Below are 16,643 nucleotides of genomic sequence, written 5' to 3'. Positions count from 1 at the left end.
AACGCACCCCCGCCAGCGCCAGGCCAGGCTCCTGCCCCCGACGCGGTGACCTGCTCGACCGACCCCAGCCACACCCGACCCCGAACGAGGGACAGCAGCCATGAGCCATGAAATCTTCCCGGTAGGCGACGCCGTCGTGCGCCTGTTCGACCGCAGCGCCGACCTGGGCAGTGACGACGCCAGCGACATGTACGTCCTGGAAGTCGCCGGTATCTCGGTCCTGGTCCGCTTCCGCACGACCCGGACCAATCCGATGAGCCGACCTCAGCTGTATGTGCACATCGAGAACGAGGGCCGCGGACCGACCGAACTCGCGGTCGAGGTCAGCAACCGCGGCGACACGATCCACCAGATCTAACGCTCCGACAGCACCCCCGCCGTCCCCGGTCCGCCGCGATCACATGGGAAGACGTCGACCTCGGTCACCACCCGCACGGCGAGGCGGCGAACCCCGATGCTGGCCCCGGCCTGCTGGAGCCGTACACGGCTGCTGACCTCGTACTCGTCACCGAGGCGCTGACGGCCGTCTCGGACAGGCCGGGCAACACCCCGCAGGACCTCGCCCGTGCCGCCCTGAACGCGCTCGGGCAGACGGGCCGGCTCGAACCCCTAACCCCTCGGCGCGCGCCCGCGCAGCCCGGCACGGGCCGCCCTCTTCCCGCCCATCCCACCTAAGGACATCCATGAACCAGCACCCGAATCCCATGTTCGTGCTCACCGACGACACCTACAACGCCCGGGGCGCCGTGGTGGTCGAGAACGGCCGCTGGATCGGCCACGACACCACCGGGACCCGGCTGTTCGACCGCAAAAACATCCACGGCACGGAGGCCGCGGCCAAGAACCTGGGCCTGCGCCTCGTCACCAGCGCCTGGTACGGAGTCCAGACCAGCGGCCCCACCAGCCCGGACCGGCAACCAGACAGCGCTCCCGACACGATGCCACACCGGCACCTGTTCAAGACCCACAACCACCAGAGCCGCCCACCCACGTACACCGTCCACAGCAAGCGGGACTGCCCGCACGCCAAGGGCGTCAACCACCAACACATCCGCAACGCCGCCGGCCGCGAGGTAATGACAGCCTGGCTCGCCAACGAACGGCGAGTCGACCGCCTGGAACTGTGCGACACCTGCCTACCCCCATCCAGAGCGAGCATGAACACGCTCGCGGACTTCAAACGCGCCGCCGTAACCGGCAGCCGCTGGATGTGCATCCACCGGATCCACCCCCAGGTATCCGGACTCCGCACCGTCACCGGAGGCAAGACCCGGCTGCGCTACACCGGCACCAAAGCCGACGGATCGACGATCGACAACGGCGGGATGGACTTTCCGAAGGCCAGCGAGTGCCGCATCACCAGCAACGCCATCGACGTGCTGGAGGAAGCCGGATCCGACCTGGTCGCGTTCACGTGGACCCGGCTGCCCGACGGACCGCCTACCGAGACGGTTCGACCGCCCCGCCTCATCACCGCCCGACCGTCGAAGCGCGAACTGCGCGGCACCGCCGAGAAGCGCTGGTGCGTCTACGACACGCAACGCGGCCGGGTCGCACCCATCGCAGGCCTTGACGGTGAGGACGGCGACGGCGCCTACTTCGCCACCGAAGAGCAGGCACAGGCGTGGCTCGACCAGCACACCACCCCAGTCGCCGGCCCAATTTCGACAGGCGATCAGGCCGCGCCGTCCGGCTTCAGCCGCGACGATCAGGACGTGCCCGACCGAGCGGGTGTAGCACGACCTCACCGCCGACGGCGGTGACGCCCCGATGTGCGGACCAGGCACCGGGTAGAACCGGTGCGCACCTTCTACCTGGGCACGCATCGACCCGCCTGGTTGCGGGGCAGCACCGTCGCACTGTTCGTGTCCGACACGACGCTGCGCCGCTACCGTGCCCTGCCTCGCGCCAGCACCACCTGGGCCCTGGACTCCGGGGCCTACAGCCAACTGTGGCGCCGCGGTGGCTGGCAGGACGGACCCACCCCACGCCAGTACGCCGCCCGGATACGCCGCTACGCCGACGAGATCGGCCACCTCGCCTGGGCATCACCCCAAGATCACATGTGCGAGCCCGACATGCTCCACCGGACCGGTCTGACCGTCGAACGGCACATCGACCTGACCGTCGGGAACTACCTCGAACTGAAGAGCGTCGACCCGGGTTCGCCCGTGATACCCGTGGTCCAGGGGTGGCTACCGCGCGACTACGCCCGATGTGTGGCGTTGTACTCCCGTCACGGCGTGGACCTGACCAGGGAACCCCTGGTCGGGGTGGGCTCGGTGTGCCGACGTCAAGGCACCACCGAAGCCGAACAAGTCATCGACACCCTCCGGGACCTCGGCGTACGACGCCTGCACACCTACGGGGTCAAGACGCTCGGACTACGTCGCTTCGCCAGCCGTATTGACTCCAGTGACTCTATGGCGTGGTCACTCGCCGCGAGGTACAGCCCGCCGCTGCCCGACTGCTCCCACCGTGGGCACTGCGGAAACTGCCGCCGGTGGGCCATGCGCTGGCGCCAGGGTCTTCTTCGGTCCCTGCCAGCGGCGCGGCCCTGAGGTGCCCGACGCCCGCAGAGGCGATCCGCTCGACCCCTTCCCTGGTGTCATGTGCTGACGGGTAGGCCCTGAGGCGATTTCGGATTATGCGCCTCGTTGATCTTTGTTCCTGATGAACCGCGGAATTCACGCAAGGAATTTGAGTGAATACGATCCGTAGCGGCGCTGCTGGTTGACTGACCATGGTCTAGCTGGTGGGGTGGGTCGTCAGGGGGACGGGGTGTTCCCTGAACGGTTGGTGTACGGCACCCAGCGTGACATCGCTGGGCACGTTCCATTGTGTTTGCGTTCTTCGCGTGCTGGAGTCGCAGGGAGGGGTGTGATGGTGTGACGGCAGCAAGAGCGGGTTCCCTGAGCGGACTGGTCCGGCGCGGGCTTGCGGCGATGAGTGATGGCGCCGCGCCCCGTGACAGCAGTTCCGCGGAGGAGCACCGGCCTGCGGCGCCCACTTCCGCCTCTGCTAGGCGCCGGATACGGGCTCTCACCGCTGCCATCGTGGTGGGGTCGCTCTCCGCGCTGGTCTCGGCGATCGTCACGGCGGCGGCGGTGTGGCTGTTGCTGGACGGCCGGAGTACGTCGACCAAAGGACTCGTCGTCGTCATCGGGATGGGCGTGGGAGCCGCCGCCGGTGGTTGGTGGAGTCAACCGTTGGTTGCTCGCTCGCTCGCGGCCTTGAACGGTAGCCGCGGCGACGTATGAAGGTGATGTGGTGGTCAGCGGCGGCGAGACCGACGAGAGCCGTCTCCCTTCCGAGTTGACCGCCGGTCCGCGATCCAACCTCGTAGCAGGTGCAGGGTCGCACCGATGGCCGAAGCTATCGCGAGCGCGACCATGAAGCGTCCTAGGCTCAGCCCCAGGTCGGGTGCCTTGGCGACGATCACGATGCCTAGGAGCAGCAGGATCAGCGCCGGTGCGATAAACACCCTCCAAAAGGCTTTCTCGTGGGCCCTGAGCAGGCGGATCTCCTCGTCGACGCTGCCGGTCACGTTCGCGCGGCGCTCGTGGAAGTCGAGGAGGGTCGACAGTATCGCCGGGCGTTGCGCGGGAAGGCTGGGTTGGGCCAGTGGCGGGCTTCCGTCCGGCCTGCGACGGCCCCGTTCCGGCGGGCCGGACCGGACCTCGATGGTCTGCTCTTCGTTGGGACCGACGGAGGCGGCGGACGGCGGCGTCTGTCCTCGGGTATTGAGCGAACGTCTGGGTTGGGGCGAAGGGGCGTTGGACTGCTTCGCCTTGCGCACCTCGACTTGGTTGTCCGCTGGTAGTGCGTCGCGGCCGGGGCCGGGGCCGGGTTCGCGGTCGCGTGGGGTGCCGTGTTTCTGGGGTGGCACGCGCGGTCGATCGGGCGACGGGTTGCCGCCCGCCTGGGGGGTGTTGTGCACCGCTGGAACTCCGGTTCGGGAAGGTCGACGGGACGTCGCACGGGGGCGTCTTTGCCTTTTGCGGCCATGGCGGCGGCGGTGTACTCCCAGGTCAATCGAGTTGAACGAATGTGCGGCTGGCATGTTGCAGGGCGTGTCAACTAGCGTGTGATCGTACACGGAATTTGGTACCACCAAATTAGCGACACCCGATGGTAACTACCCGACAGACGCATGGTCACCATGGGTAGTCGTCTAGTGTCGCCGTGACACGGTCCACATGCGGATATGGGAGGAAAACGGTCGTATGGTGCATGACGTCGATCCGACTGTCCAACGTCGACGGTTGCGGGTGGAGCTCCGACGGGCACGGGACGCGAGGAGGCTGACTCAGAAAGAAGCCGCCGGGGAACTCGGGTGGGCCTCCTCGAAGATCCTCCGGATCGAGACCGGCCAGGTGGGCATCTCGCGCACCGACCTGAAGGCGCTGCTGGAGCTGTACGGGGTGAGCGACCCCGAGCGGGTGGCCACCTTCACCGAGATGGCCGAGCAGAGCCGGAAGCAACACTGGCATACCTACCGAGATGTGCTGAACCAGGACTTCCTCATCTATCTGGGGTTCGAGGGATCTGCGTCCACTCTCCGGCAAGCCGAAACGCTGATCCTGCCGGGATTGCTCCAGACCGAGGAGTACGCGCGGGCGGTCATCGAGGGGTTCAGCACGCCGCAGACCTCGCCGCAGACCATCGACCGGCAGGTCGATGTCCGGATGAAGCGGCAGGAGATCCTCGACCGCGTCGACCCGCCCGCCCTGTTCTTCATCCTCGACGAGGCGGTGATCCGGCGCGGGGTGGGAACGAGCCCCGCGGACTCGAAGATCATGCAACACCAGCTGAAACACCTCGGCGACATCGGAAGCAGGGAGCACGTGCACCTACGGGTGATGCGGTTCCAACACGGCATCCACTTGGGACTCAAGGGGCCGTTCGTCATCTTGGAATTCCCCGACCCGGCCGATGACGACCTGCTCTTCCTCGAAAACGGCACCCACAGCATCGCAACGCGCGACGACGCGAGCGACGTCTCCTTCTACAAGGACCAGTTCCTGCAACTGGAGGACTTCGCGTTGAACGAGACCGAGACCGCCCAACTCATCGAGGAGGTGCGCGCGGAGATGTAGGTGGAAACCGCCTACATCTCTCGCCGCCATCCAGGACGTCTCTATGCGTACCCCGCCCGTGGATTAACGCCCTTCAACCGAAGCGCGCACACCCCTCAGCCGCGGCGGGCGGGCTCGCCCGATACGCCTCCACATCGGCGATGGAACTACACCACGCCGTCGATTCCACCGCTCTTCAGTTCACGCACCATGGACTCCCACGAGGCTCTGCCAACGATAAGAACCGGACCGGACCGGTCCTTCGAATCCCGCACGAGAACACCCTCGTCGCCATATGCCACCTCGACGCAGTTGTTGTCGCCCGCCCCACTTTTCGTGCTCCTCTGCCAGCCAGAAGTTGCCACGTTCAAGCCTCCAAGACGGTCATGTTCAGCTGACACCTTTGTGGACCTATCATGTGGATCATTCTGTAGATCTGCTACGTACAGTCTGTGGGCGGTAGGTGGGATTTCTACCAGGCGCCATCGTACGCTCCGACAGCAACCACCTACGGCCAGTTACGTACACTCTATAGTGATCTCTCGATGCGCCACACGCAAGAGATGCCGGACTACACCTGATTGATGTGGTTTCGGCACGGCCCAACGAACCAGTCAGACGCCACGAGGTAGCCTGCGGGCAATTAGGTGAATCATTGTCACCTTCAACGATTTAGCTTGACGCCCCGAAACACGTCGAACCTCCCGCCGGCCGACCCACAAGAACCGTGGAACTTCCATTTGCAAGTTGCAGAACGAAGTTTCGAAGAACCGCCCCTGACGCACGACGTGGTTCGGTTCGACCGTACCGATTGTGGATCGCTTAGGTGACCTGTCGCGAGGGTCGACGCCCGCTACGCCTTGGTCATGGCGCGACCGGAAGTTGGGGTGCCTACCACTTCCAGACGCATTGGGCCCCCGCAAGTTTGCCTGTCGGTAAGGCTATTGATCACCACGGCAGCCCCACCAACTCCACAACAGACATCGGCCTTTCATTCCTGGTAGCGCGGGGTCGTGCTGCGTCGCCCACACACGTTGCCATGCTTTGTCCGTCCAGATCGCGGAGCGGTCGTGGCGGCGCGGTGCCGCGCTGTCCTTCCCGCGCGTTCTACCGTCCCGGCCCTTGCCCGGCAAGGGCGCTTCCGTCCGCACCGGTCACCGACATACCTGTCGCTGGTGGGGCGTTGGCGCGGGTGACCGGTGCCGGCCGAGGCCCTTGCCTGCCTGCGGGTACCCGGGCCGGTACGCGGCGGGAGTCAGCGCGGCCCCGGCGGGCTTCACCGTCGTCGGGGCCGCGATCGTGCGACTCCCGAAGAGGTGTTCCATGCGATCTACTACTTCCCCGTTTCCGCTGGTCGGTGCCCGGTGAGTGCGTTCGAGGTTCCCAACGTGCACATCGATGCTCTGCTCACCGCCGGCCTTCGTTTCGCCGAAACCGGGTACCCGCTGTCCTGGTACTGGCCGAGCCCGACCGCGGCATCGGATCCGGGGAGCTGGACTTCCTCTGAGTTGCAGGTGGAGTCCTCGCAGCGCCTCCGCTCCCTGAGCTTGCAGACCGCGGGTCGGGTCGGGGCGATGTTGTTGGCGGAGAACCGGGCCAGCGTGAACCACCGGTACGCCGAGGACGAGATCGAGGAGCCGTACCTGTTCACCTGGCTTCCGGGAACTCCGGACCCGGTCGTGGTCCTCAAGGCGCTGTCCTGCTACGAATCCCAGTCGCGTGAGCACCCCGGTTGGCGCGGCAGTGAGGCGTACCAGTTCTGCGACGCGCTTCGTCGTCAAGCCATCGGCCGGCTGCCCCGGTTTTCCGATGCCCCGTGGGTCATCAACGACGCCGATGTGTTCCTGACGGCCGGGGCCCGCGACCGCTGCCCCCCGCTCCCCGACGGAAACCGCCGAAACCCCAGGCACCGGTGAGCGCCTTCCTCTAGCGCGGGCCGCCTCGCCACTGGCAAGTCGGCGTTCAGTGCGGCGTCGACGCGCCAGTGCGGGCAATGACTTCGCCGGGTTCGCCACGACATCCTCGCCGCGACAGCCGCCGACCTGGGCAGAGCCCTGCGCGGTCGCTCGCGGCTTCTCGTCGCTTCTTCCTTCCCTCCTGTGACCGGACGGAGTTCCTCACCATGCCCAAGAACCGATTCCCCTTCCAGATGCGGACCCCCGAGGATTTACTCGGGTTGGTGCCGTACCTGCTCGGCTATCACCCGGCGGACAGCCTGGTGGTGCTGTTCGTCCAGGCCGACCACGAGATCCGGGTCGCCGCCCGTCACGACCTCACCACGCCTGCCACCCACGTCACCGACACGATCCGTGCCGTCGCCGCCCGGGAGCATTCCCAGTCCCTCATTGTCGTCGGTTACGGTCCGCTGAGCACGTCCGACGCGGTCGCGGCCATCGCCGCTGACCTGACACGTCACGTGCCCGTGGCGGAGGCGTTCCTGGTCACCGCCGGGCACTACTACTGCCTCGGGTGCCCCTGTGGCGCCTCTGGTGGGGTGGTGTTCGACCCGACGGCCACGGCGACCGCCGCGCGGGCCGCGTTCCACGGCATCGTCGCCCTACCTGGCCGGTCCGACCTGCTCGCGCTCGCCAAACCCGATCCGGTGGAACAAGCCGCGGTCGGTGGGGAGATCGCCGCCATCCGCAGCGGGGGCTACCCGGAGCCGGCGAAGCTGGCCTTTTACATGGACTTGGCCGGGGACGGGGTTCGGCTCACCGCCGCGCAGGTCGCCGAGCTGGGTGTGTTGCTGCGCGACAAGCGGCTACGCGCACGGGCGTGGAAGGCGACGTCGGGGCGGATGTGGCAGCGCGATCTGTGGCTCGATATGACCCGCCGGATGCCCGACGCCTACGTCACCGGGCCGGGGAGCTTGGCCGCGTGGTGTGCGTGGATGCGGGGCGAGGAGGCGATCGCTCACGCCGCGGTTCGCCGTGTTCTGATGGTCAACCCCGTAGACCGGCTGACTTTGCTTATCGCCGCGGCGCTCGATGCGCACATCCCCGGCTTCACCGTCGGCGCGTGGCCACCCGCCACGACCCCAACCGGCGGGGAGCAGGAATGAGCACCGTGCTGGTCGTCACCGGCGACCCCAACATCCGCGAGCACCTGCATGCCTACGCCGATCGGGTGGGCGTCCACCTCACCGACCACACCACCGTCACCAGCGCGAAAGCGCACTGGACGGGCGCGAAACTGGTCCTGCTCGGCGCCGATCTGCTCAGCACACCGAAACTCGCGTCGATGCCCACCACCCCCGAATTGATCATCGTTTCTGCGAGCCGTAGCGACTTCTCTCCCTTCGAAGCGGCAGCTGGGATCGGTGCGGCGTACGTGGCTGTCGTTCCTGACGCGAACCGGTGGCTGACCGAGCAGTTACGGTGCGCGGGCGGTGATGTGGTCGACCGGCTGCGGTCGGCGGGGTTCCGGATCGGGTACGCCCACCGGCTTGCGGCCGATGACCCCGGTTACCTCCTCAGCCATGACCTGTCGGACCAGCGGTATGACGACGAGCAGGCCATGTTCGTGTCGTTGGAGAAGGTGGCCCGGGGTGACTGCCGGGCCGGGCAGTCGACCACCGTGCACCGCAGCAACTACCGGTCGCTACACCGCGCACACCCCGGGGTGTGGACGGACCTGGTGTTCAGCAACGTGACGGCGCTCGGGGCGTTCGTCGCCGACCTTCCGCCCGAGGTCGTCGACGTGCTGTGCCGGTTGAAGGAGTCGTATCCGCTGTTCGACGAAGACGACCACGCGGCGCTGGAGGACGAGGACATCGACGCCTCGTGGGAGCAGTGGGTTTCCGCTGACGTCTTCACCATGTTGGGTGAGCGGGCGCAGGAGGTGTGGTCCGCGCTCGACGCCGCCACTGTGCGGCGGTTGTGGTGGGACACCGTGACCGGGTTGGGCTACCGGCCCGAGCACAACGGACTCCACGTGATGTGGGACTACACCCGTTTGGTGCCGGCGTTTGCCGCCCGGCTGATGGCGGAGTTCCGGCGTGGCTGGCGTCATGACGACCGCTACCAGATTGTGCCCGGCTACCGCGGATGGCGGGCCTATGAACCGGTATACGCCGTGTTCCTCGCCGACGAGCGGGAGCTGATCGGTTTCGGCTTCACCCGCTTCCAAGCCCAGGTCCACGCCTGGCGGCACCAGACCGCACGCCGCACCACCCTCGTGCCGGAAGGCGAAGTCGCGTGCCTGGTGTCCTGAAGGAATCCGTGATCCGCCTACCGATCACCCTCTACCGCGCCGCCACCCGTGCCGCTGCGTGGCACGTCGACCTCCAGCTCGATGACCACACCGGGTTCAACCCGTACACCTGCGACGCCGTGACCGAGGCCGACGCCAGACGCGACCTCACCCACCTGGTTGCCGAGACGTTGTCCCGCGTGCAGCAGGGACCGGTGGTGGTCATCGGCGGCGAGGGCCAGTACGCCGACTGCGTTCACATCATCAACCCCGAACCGGGCGGCTGGGTTGTACATGTCATCCGTCAAGAGCGCCACACTGCCAGCTGGCACGGGGACTTCACCCGCGCCGACGCCCTCCAGCAGGTGCTCGACCACGTCGGCGGCGAACCGAGCGTCATCCCGCTCTGACGACCGCCGCCCGGTCCTTACCCGACGGTGCTACGGCTGACGCGAACGACGCATCACCCTGCTCCCGCGCGGGGCTTGCCGGGTTCCGGCCGTCCCCGGGGTGCTGGGTGCGAGGACTGACGCTCCCGCCGTCGCTGGCCGCCGTCAAGCCCCGCCCACGCCGGGGCGGGAGACCCCGGCCTGCCGGCCGTGATCGTCTCCCGCCTGTTTCCGGCTCGTCGGGGCTGTGACGTCGTCGGCGCGACCGGCGGGTAGCTGTCCTCGTGCCCCAGCCCCCCACCGGGGAGGCCGGGCACACCACCGCCCGATCCGACGCGCGCCGTGGCCTCTCGACCAGGCCACGTTCCGCCGGGAGGTCGGGCGGTCTCTCTTTTCCCTCATCGTTGTAAGGAGTGCCTTCTGTGTCTCCGATGATCACTGTGCCGGCCAACCGGAACCTGGAACTCGACCAGCTCCGCCGGATGCTCGCCGACCAGTCCACCCGCGTGGTGGATGTGAAGGCCGGGGCCGGGCGGATGCGCGCGGTCGGCGGGAACCTGGTCCTGGACGGTACCGAGCCCCAGCTCGGTCCCGACGGGGTGACGATGACTGCCGGTACGTACGCCCCGAACGACGTGGCGAACACCGGCCTGGCCGACAAGCTCGGCATCCCCGTCGCCTACCTGCGGCGGTTGGCCTCCGAGCACCCGGACCTGTGGGACGACAACGTCAACGGGTGGCTGGAACGCGACCACCGCACCTTCCTGGTCCGCTGCCTACGCGGTAACACCGGCGGTGGGGTCGCCAGGGCGGTGCTGTCGGACCGGTACGCCCGGATCGACAACCTCGACGTCCTCTTCGCCGCCCTCGACGGGATCCGCCAAGCCGGTGTCCACGTGCGGTTCGCCGGCTGCGACCTGACCGACCGGCGCATGTATCTGCGGGTCTACTCACCGCAGGTGCAGGTGGCCGCGCCCCGGCTGTTGGCCCGCTACCGGTCGCCGTTCGACGGTAGGGCCGGAGCGGACCTGCCGATCGTGTCGGCCGGGTTCCTGATCCGCAACTCCGAGACCGGTTGCGGGGCGTTTTCCATCTCGCCGTGGGTGCGGTTCGAGGTCTGCCGCAACGGCATGACGCTGCGCCGCGATGCCCTGCGGCGGGCGCACATCGGGTCGCGGATGACGGCTGACGATGGGGTGGTCGCCGCGTCGGAGGCGACGACTCGCAAGACCCTGGAACTGATCACGTCGCGGACCACGGACGCGGTGACCGCGTTTCTCGACGCGGATTACATCGCGCAGGCGTTGCGGGAGTTGGAAGCCGCAGCGGGCACTCCGATCACCGACCCGAACACGACGCTGAAGGTGGTCGGGCAGCAGTTGCGGTACACCGACGAGCAGCAGCAGAGCATTCTCGCGCACTTCATCGCCGGCGCGGACCTGTCCGCCGGCGGGGTGATGCACGCCGTCACGTCGGTGGCGCAGACCCTGACCGACGCCGACGCCGCGCACGAACTGGAGTCCACCGCGATCCAGGCGCTGCACCTCGCCGCCGCCTGACGGCGGCTGACCTGTTCGGTCGCGGCGAAGTCCTGGATCTGCCGCTCGTCTACGGCGGGATGCCGGGGTGCGGTTGCTGGCCCTCGATCCTGGCCGACCGCGGCTGGCCCCGCTAGGCCCACCCCGTCCCAACCGTTCCTGGCTGCGTGGATGCGGCCGGGGGTGGGTCTTGCGGGGCTGCGCCGATCGGTCGGCCTTGGCGGATCGGGCCAGCACCGCTCACCCGGCGACCGCGCCGGCCGACGTGCGCGGCTTTCTTCCTCATTTTCCCTCGTTGTTGGAAGGACTCTCTGTGTCTACAGCCACCCTGACCCGTTCCTCTTCCGATTCTGACGAGGTCCTCACCGGTGAGATCGTCGGCCCGGACCTCGCTCTGTTCCCAGCGGCCGATCTGCCCGCGCTTCGGTCGGAGTACGTCGATCCGACCGAGTTGGTCGACAACCCGCGTAACCTCCGCACCGACATTGGTGACCTGGCCGACCTGAAAGCGTCGATGGCCATCGTTGGGATTCTGTGCCCCCTGGTCGTCATCCCGGTCGAGGGCCGCGACGGCGTGTTCCAGCTGATCATCGGGCACCGTCGTAAGTACGCGGCGATCGACCTGGGAATGAGCCAGGTGCCGTGCTGGGTCGCCGCCGACGAGGGCGCCGCGTTGCAGATCGTCGCCCAACTCGCCGAGAACGGCCACCGGATCGGCCTGACACCGACCGAGGAAGCGGAGGCGTTTCACCAGCTCACCCTGCTGGACTGGACCCCCGAGCAGATCGCGAAGGTGAGGGCGATCCCCACGGCGCAGGTCAAGCAGACCCTGCAACTGCGTGCCCTTCCGCAGGCGGCCCGTGGGGCCGCAGACGCCGGTGCTCTCACCCTGGAGGACGCCGCCGCGCTCGCCGAGTTCACCGAGGAACCCGCCGCCCTCACCCGGATCCTCAAAGCGACAGGGTCGGCGTGGGGACTGCGGCACGCGATCGCCTCCGAGCGGTCCAAGCGTGTGTTCGGCACGGCGAAGGAACGACTCAAGGCCGAACTGGTTCTCGCCGGGGTGAAGGTCACCGGGAAGCCGAAGGGGTTCCCGTACGACAGTGTCGAGGTGGCCGCCGAGGCGTTGGTCGACGCCGACGGGCAGCGCCTCGATCCGGATGCGGTGATGACACGGCCGGGGTTCGCCGCCTTCGTGGAGAAGGGCCTCGGCGACGCCGCGCGGACGGTGGTGTACTGCACCGACCCGGACCGGTACGGCTACACCCGCCTGAACAGATTCGCCACCCGACTGTCGAAAGACGAGCTGGCCGAGCGGGAGGAAGCCGAACGGGTCCACGCCGAGTACCTCGAGAACCTCACCCTCGCCGCAACCGTGCGGGAGGACTTCTACCGCAAGTCCTACGCCTCCGCCCGCGCCGCGAAGCGCCTGTTCCCCGAGGCGCTGCGCAACGCCGTCGCCGACACCGGTTCGATCCGGTTCGCCGACGCCGACGACCTCTACACCGCGTTGGGTGGTCACGGCATGGACGTGGTCCTGGCCGCCGGAGAGGACCGGCTGCGCCGGTGCCTGGTAGCGCAGTGGATCTGCGCCCACGAGCGCAACCTCGGCTACGCCGCCACCGAACGGACCTGGAGCTTCGACCCGGAGTCGGCGGCGTTCTGGCTCGATCAACTCGTCGCCGACGGCTACACCCTCTCCGACGCGGAAACCACACTGCGGCAGTCCCTGCACGGCGACGACGATCCCGACGAGAACACCGACCCGGAACTCGAACCGGACCTCGACGGCGAGGTGACCGAAATCGAGCTACCAGGAGACGACACCGCTGACGGTGAGCTCGGCGAACCGAGCAACGGGCAGGGAGCAGATCCCGAGGACGGCGCCCCGATCGAGGGCCTGGTCACGGATTCCGACATCGCCGAACTCACCGAGGCCGAGTCCCTGACCACCGTCTGACACCTCAACCCCCTTCGGTGGGAGGCCAGCGCAACCCGCTGGCCTCCCGCCGTCTTGTCGCTTCGGCGCTGGGACCTCATCGCCTGGCTCATCGAGCCCATCTCCGGCGGAACCCCACCCCCGCATCCCCGCACCCTGATCGGAAACGCAGCATGACCATCAACCCTCAGGCCACCACTGGCGACATCCTCGATGATCGAGACGCCCGGCTGGTGCGTATTCGCCAGCGGCAAATCCTGCTCGCCTTCGAACAGCACGGCCCCGGCTACCAGCGGGTCACCGGCGATGGCTGCCGGTACGTGGCCGAGATCGTCAAAGCCACCCGCGACGAGTGGGACTGGATCTACGCCCACGGCCGCACCCACCCCGAAGCGCTCACTGAGACCGGTCCGGTCCGCAACCCGCAGCAGTGGCACGACCTGCGCCGCGAGCAGGGCGAAGCGGCGCTCGTCGCGGCCCAGACGGCGTTCGACGCCGGAGACCATACGGCGGCACTGGACCACCTTGACGAGGCACGGGCACTCGGCATGCTGCCGGAGGAATCATGGGACCGCCTCCGCAACCATGTCCTGGCCGCCCCCGGAGGCGCGCGATGACCGGCGACCGGCATCCGGACACCGTGATCCTCGACGACCTGACCGCGTTCCTCAATCGCGAGGCGGACCCTTCCGGCGCCGACGTGGTCAGCCTGCTATCTGCCCTGATCTCGGGCAGCGGACGGCCGCTACTCGACGAGGCGTGGGAGATCGACGCCGAGGTGACCGAGACCCGCCACGGGTTGCAGGTCGCCGCCGTCACGGCGGACAAGTACGTGGTCCGCGTGTACCAGCCGACCGACCGCACCGCCGACCTACGCGTCGACGTGAGCACAGAGGACGGCGACGACTTCGGGCTCGCGGTGACCGTCAACGGCCGCCCGGTCCTGGACCCCATGACCTTCACCTGGACCAGCACCGTCCCACCCGACCTGCAACTGACAAAGGAAACCCACCGATGATCACCCTGCTGTTCCCCCTGGACGAGGCACTGGTCCTGGCCGAGCACGCCCTCGCCGCGCCGGATCACGTCCGATCGCTGACCCGCGAGGAAGAGGGCCTGCCCGCCGTGCCGGCGTTGCTGTGGGTCAAGGACGACGGCACCTACCTGATGAGCAACGGCATCCCCGGCCTGCCCGCCGATCCGACCCGTCCCGACGCCGGGCACCGGATCGTCTACGCCGACGGCTGGGGCTCAGGGACCCGTCAGGAACTCGGGCACACCGACGAGATCGGTGGCGACGACTTCGTCGAGCACCTCGAACTGACCCAGCGGTTCTCCGACCGTCTCTTGATCGACCTCCTGAGGGCCGCGGCCCGCCAGCGGCGGCCCTGGCTCGCGCTCGTCCTGGACGACCTCGATACGTTCCGGTACGCGTTCCCGACGTCCGACGGGCAGGACCCGGTCGTGAATCGCGGGTCCGCGGCCAACACGTCGCCACGCCCTCCCGTGAATCACCGCAATGTCGGGGGGCGGCGATGAGTCGGTCTTCGCAGGCCGAGGCCCTGCGGGAGATGCGGGACCTCATCGACACGAACGCCGGGAGGGTTCAAGGGCAGTCGCTGCGCTACCGCAGTCACGCGCCCATCCCGGCAGGCTCCCTGACGCCTGAGGCCGCCGCCCTGCTGCACGACAGCATCTACCGGGAGCGGGGGACGCCGGTGACCGGTGACACGATTTATTACGTTGTCTCCTGCGACGGAACCCCGATCGTGTGGCTCACCTACGGTGCACGGGTCGTCACCCCTGCCGCCACGCTGACCAGCTATCAGCTTCGCCACCAGGCCCAAGCCGTTGTCGCCCTGTCCCACCTGTCGCGCGGCGCCCTCAAATGCCTGGCCCATCTGCGTGACGCCAGCAACGGCCGCAGCCCCGGGCCCGAGCCGTACCGGAGTGATTCGGGTACCCAGGTGCTGGTCGCCGACCCGGCCGACCCGACCCTCACCCATTGGACCCGGATCACCGCCGACCCTGCCGAGTCACTGCGTCATCTGCGGCAGGTGTGCGATACGACCGGCCCGGTCCTGATCGTTGACGCGTTCGGGTACGGCGACTACGGCCGCCTCCGCGACCGTCTCGACGTCGAGGTGCTGTGCGTCATCGAAGACCTCGCCACCACCCACGACCTGCTGCCAGCGGTCGTCGGGGACTGGCTGCACGTTGAGGGTGCCACCAAAACCGACCTCACCGCCGACCAGATCACCGCCGCGTTCGCCACCGCGTACGTGGGAGTTCACTCCGGTCGCCACGACTTCGCCACCGTCGAACGCGACCGACGTGGCTGGACCGGCGCCCTGCGGGCCGCTGGTATCCCGGATCGGTTCTTCCACACCGAGGCGTTCGTCGAGGGCCTGTTCCGCGATTCCGTCCGCGACGTCAGGGTCCCCGGCGGCGGCATCGCCGTGTTCCGCCGCACCTGACACATCCACCCACCGGCGGGCCACCGATCCCGACGCCGTAAACGGCCACCGGCGGTGGCTGTGCCGTCCCTCATCAGCCAGTCCAACCCCGATTTCAACCCAGGGGGTTTGCTATGACCGAGACCGTTCACGCCCTCGCCGGCTACGGCCTAGTCACCGTGACGGCCGATGTCCGGACCACCGGCGTCGTCTGCTACCAGGTGACCGGGCCGCACCTACGCGGCTCGATCGCGTTCAAACCCGACGTCCGCGATGACCAGGCCGTCCCGGACCGGATCATCATCCAGCTCGGTGACGGCGACCACCTCTTCGCGCACTACCAGGACGACCTGCCCGTCGTTCACGGAATCACCGCGAGAGGCGGCGCCGTCGTGAACCTCGACGACCCAACCTGGCAGCACCACCTGGACCTGCTTCGGGTGCCCGACCAAACAAAGCGGAACCGCCCCGCGACTACCGCCAAGCTGCCCGAGCGCAGCCGCCGGTACCTCCTGACCGTGATCAGCACGCTCGCCGACTCCTACCGCCGGCTCGACGTCAAAGAGCTGATGCACGCGGCGGCCCGGACCACCGCGAACGCCCGACTCAAGCGGTGGACCCACGGTCAGATCCTCCTCAACCACCATCTCCTGACCGAAGTCCGCAAAGACCTCACCGCGGCCTACTCCCTAGCCGACCAACTACAGGCCCTGTCACCGCTCAAGCTCCACCCGACGACCGCCGCGTCCCGCTGCCCCGAGAGCCTGCCCTTCGCGCACCCCGACACCTACATCAGCGCTGACGATGACGGTGACTGGCTGACCTGCCACGCCTGCGACACCCCCACCGTCATGATCACCCCTGGTGACGGCCTCGCCGGCCTACTCAGCGCCCACGCCGCACACGACTGCGCGGCAACCCGCCCCTCGTAGCCCGCTGAGCCTCCGCTGACCCGGAGGCCGCCACCTCGGTTTCTTCTCGCCCGGTCCGCGCCCAGCGCGGGCCGGGCTTTTTCGCGTTCAGCACCCTCAAGGAGCACCACCATGATCACC

At 68.1% G+C, this 16,643-nt stretch carries 17 protein-coding genes; 15 read left to right on the top strand and 2 right to left on the bottom strand.

Annotation, left to right across the window (positions count from 1 at the left end):
- Positions 1–100 precede the first annotated feature (100 nt).
- The 3 genes from ACI2K4_RS22305 (at position 101) to ACI2K4_RS22295 (ending at position 2,561) form a co-directional block, all read left to right on the top strand.
- The gene (locus ACI2K4_RS22305) at positions 101–358 is read left to right on the top strand and encodes a hypothetical protein (RefSeq protein WP_404513798.1); all 258 of its coding nucleotides are present in this window, start codon (positions 101–103) and stop codon (positions 356–358) included.
- A 391-nt stretch (positions 359–749) separates the two neighbouring features.
- On the top strand, positions 750–1,763 hold the full coding sequence (locus ACI2K4_RS22300; protein ID WP_404513796.1) for a hypothetical protein: 1,014 nt from the start codon (positions 750–752) through the stop codon (positions 1,761–1,763).
- A gap of 36 nt (positions 1,764–1,799) precedes the next feature.
- Entirely contained in the window at positions 1,800–2,561 is a 762-nt protein-coding gene (locus ACI2K4_RS22295) for a hypothetical protein (protein ID WP_404513794.1), read from the top strand.
- Between the two features lie 713 nt (positions 2,562–3,274).
- Here ACI2K4_RS22295 and ACI2K4_RS22290 read toward each other — a convergent pair.
- Positions 3,275–3,940: a hypothetical protein gene (locus ACI2K4_RS22290; RefSeq protein ID WP_404513792.1), complete on the bottom strand. Its 666-nt coding sequence runs from the start codon at positions 3,938–3,940 to the stop codon at positions 3,275–3,277.
- Positions 3,941–4,271: 331 nt separating this feature from the next.
- Here ACI2K4_RS22290 and ACI2K4_RS22285 point away from each other — a divergent pair, with 331 nt between their 5' ends.
- Entirely contained in the window at positions 4,272–5,099 is an 828-nt protein-coding gene (locus tag ACI2K4_RS22285) for a helix-turn-helix domain-containing protein (protein ID WP_404514067.1), read from the top strand.
- A 146-nt stretch (positions 5,100–5,245) separates the two neighbouring features.
- On the opposite strand, the gene ACI2K4_RS22280 is transcribed toward ACI2K4_RS22285, so the two are convergent.
- Entirely contained in the window at positions 5,246–5,443 is a 198-nt protein-coding gene (locus tag ACI2K4_RS22280; RefSeq protein ID WP_404513790.1) for a DUF397 domain-containing protein, read from the bottom strand.
- Between the two features lie 1,023 nt (positions 5,444–6,466).
- Here ACI2K4_RS22280 and ACI2K4_RS22275 point away from each other — a divergent pair.
- The 11 genes from ACI2K4_RS22275 to ACI2K4_RS22225 all read left to right on the top strand — a co-directional run bounded on the left by ACI2K4_RS22275 (position 6,467) and on the right by ACI2K4_RS22225 (position 16,523).
- A complete protein-coding gene (locus ACI2K4_RS22275; protein ID WP_404513788.1) occupies positions 6,467–6,994 on the top strand; it encodes a hypothetical protein in 528 nt (175 codons plus the stop codon).
- Between the two features lie 206 nt (positions 6,995–7,200).
- On the top strand, positions 7,201–8,139 hold the full coding sequence (locus ACI2K4_RS22270; protein WP_404513786.1) for a DUF4192 domain-containing protein: 939 nt from the start codon (positions 7,201–7,203) through the stop codon (positions 8,137–8,139).
- Positions 8,097–9,290: a hypothetical protein gene (locus tag ACI2K4_RS22265; protein ID WP_404513784.1), complete on the top strand. Its 1,194-nt coding sequence runs from the start codon at positions 8,097–8,099 to the stop codon at positions 9,288–9,290. The genes ACI2K4_RS22270 and ACI2K4_RS22265 overlap by 43 nt, the downstream gene beginning before the upstream one ends.
- Positions 9,275–9,679, top strand: a complete 405-nt coding sequence (locus tag ACI2K4_RS22260) for a hypothetical protein (RefSeq protein WP_404513782.1) — start codon at positions 9,275–9,277, stop codon at positions 9,677–9,679. Before ACI2K4_RS22265 ends, ACI2K4_RS22260 begins: the two co-directional genes overlap by 16 nt.
- A 410-nt stretch (positions 9,680–10,089) precedes the next feature.
- On the top strand, positions 10,090–11,217 hold the full coding sequence (locus ACI2K4_RS22255; RefSeq protein WP_404513780.1) for a DUF932 domain-containing protein: 1,128 nt from the start codon (positions 10,090–10,092) through the stop codon (positions 11,215–11,217).
- Between the two features lie 292 nt (positions 11,218–11,509).
- Positions 11,510–13,156 (top strand): ParB/RepB/Spo0J family partition protein, encoded by a 1,647-nt coding sequence (locus tag ACI2K4_RS22250; protein ID WP_404513778.1) that lies wholly within the window; start codon positions 11,510–11,512, stop codon positions 13,154–13,156.
- Positions 13,157–13,308: 152 nt separating this feature from the next.
- Entirely contained in the window at positions 13,309–13,752 is a 444-nt protein-coding gene (locus ACI2K4_RS22245; protein ID WP_404513776.1) for a hypothetical protein, read from the top strand.
- Positions 13,749–14,153 carry a hypothetical protein gene (locus ACI2K4_RS22240; protein WP_404513774.1) on the top strand — a complete coding sequence of 135 codons (405 nt, stop codon included), beginning with the start codon at positions 13,749–13,751 and terminating at the stop codon, positions 14,151–14,153. Before ACI2K4_RS22245 ends, ACI2K4_RS22240 begins: the two co-directional genes overlap by 4 nt.
- Positions 14,150–14,674, top strand: a complete 525-nt coding sequence (locus ACI2K4_RS22235) for a hypothetical protein (protein WP_404513772.1) — start codon at positions 14,150–14,152, stop codon at positions 14,672–14,674. Before ACI2K4_RS22240 ends, ACI2K4_RS22235 begins: the two co-directional genes overlap by 4 nt.
- The gene (locus tag ACI2K4_RS22230; RefSeq protein WP_404513770.1) at positions 14,671–15,612 is read left to right on the top strand and encodes a hypothetical protein; all 942 of its coding nucleotides are present in this window, start codon (positions 14,671–14,673) and stop codon (positions 15,610–15,612) included. Before ACI2K4_RS22235 ends, ACI2K4_RS22230 begins: the two co-directional genes overlap by 4 nt.
- A 113-nt stretch (positions 15,613–15,725) precedes the next feature.
- The gene (locus ACI2K4_RS22225; RefSeq protein ID WP_404513768.1) at positions 15,726–16,523 is read left to right on the top strand and encodes a hypothetical protein; all 798 of its coding nucleotides are present in this window, start codon (positions 15,726–15,728) and stop codon (positions 16,521–16,523) included.
- Positions 16,524–16,643: the final 120 nt, after the last annotated feature.

It is taken from the genome of Micromonospora sp. NPDC050397, assembly GCF_044901685.1.
Taxonomy (GTDB): domain Bacteria; phylum Actinomycetota; class Actinomycetes; order Mycobacteriales; family Micromonosporaceae; genus Micromonospora_G.
The sequence above is the reverse complement of the archived record's forward strand: the minus strand, read 5'-3'. Positions and strand labels throughout refer to the sequence as shown.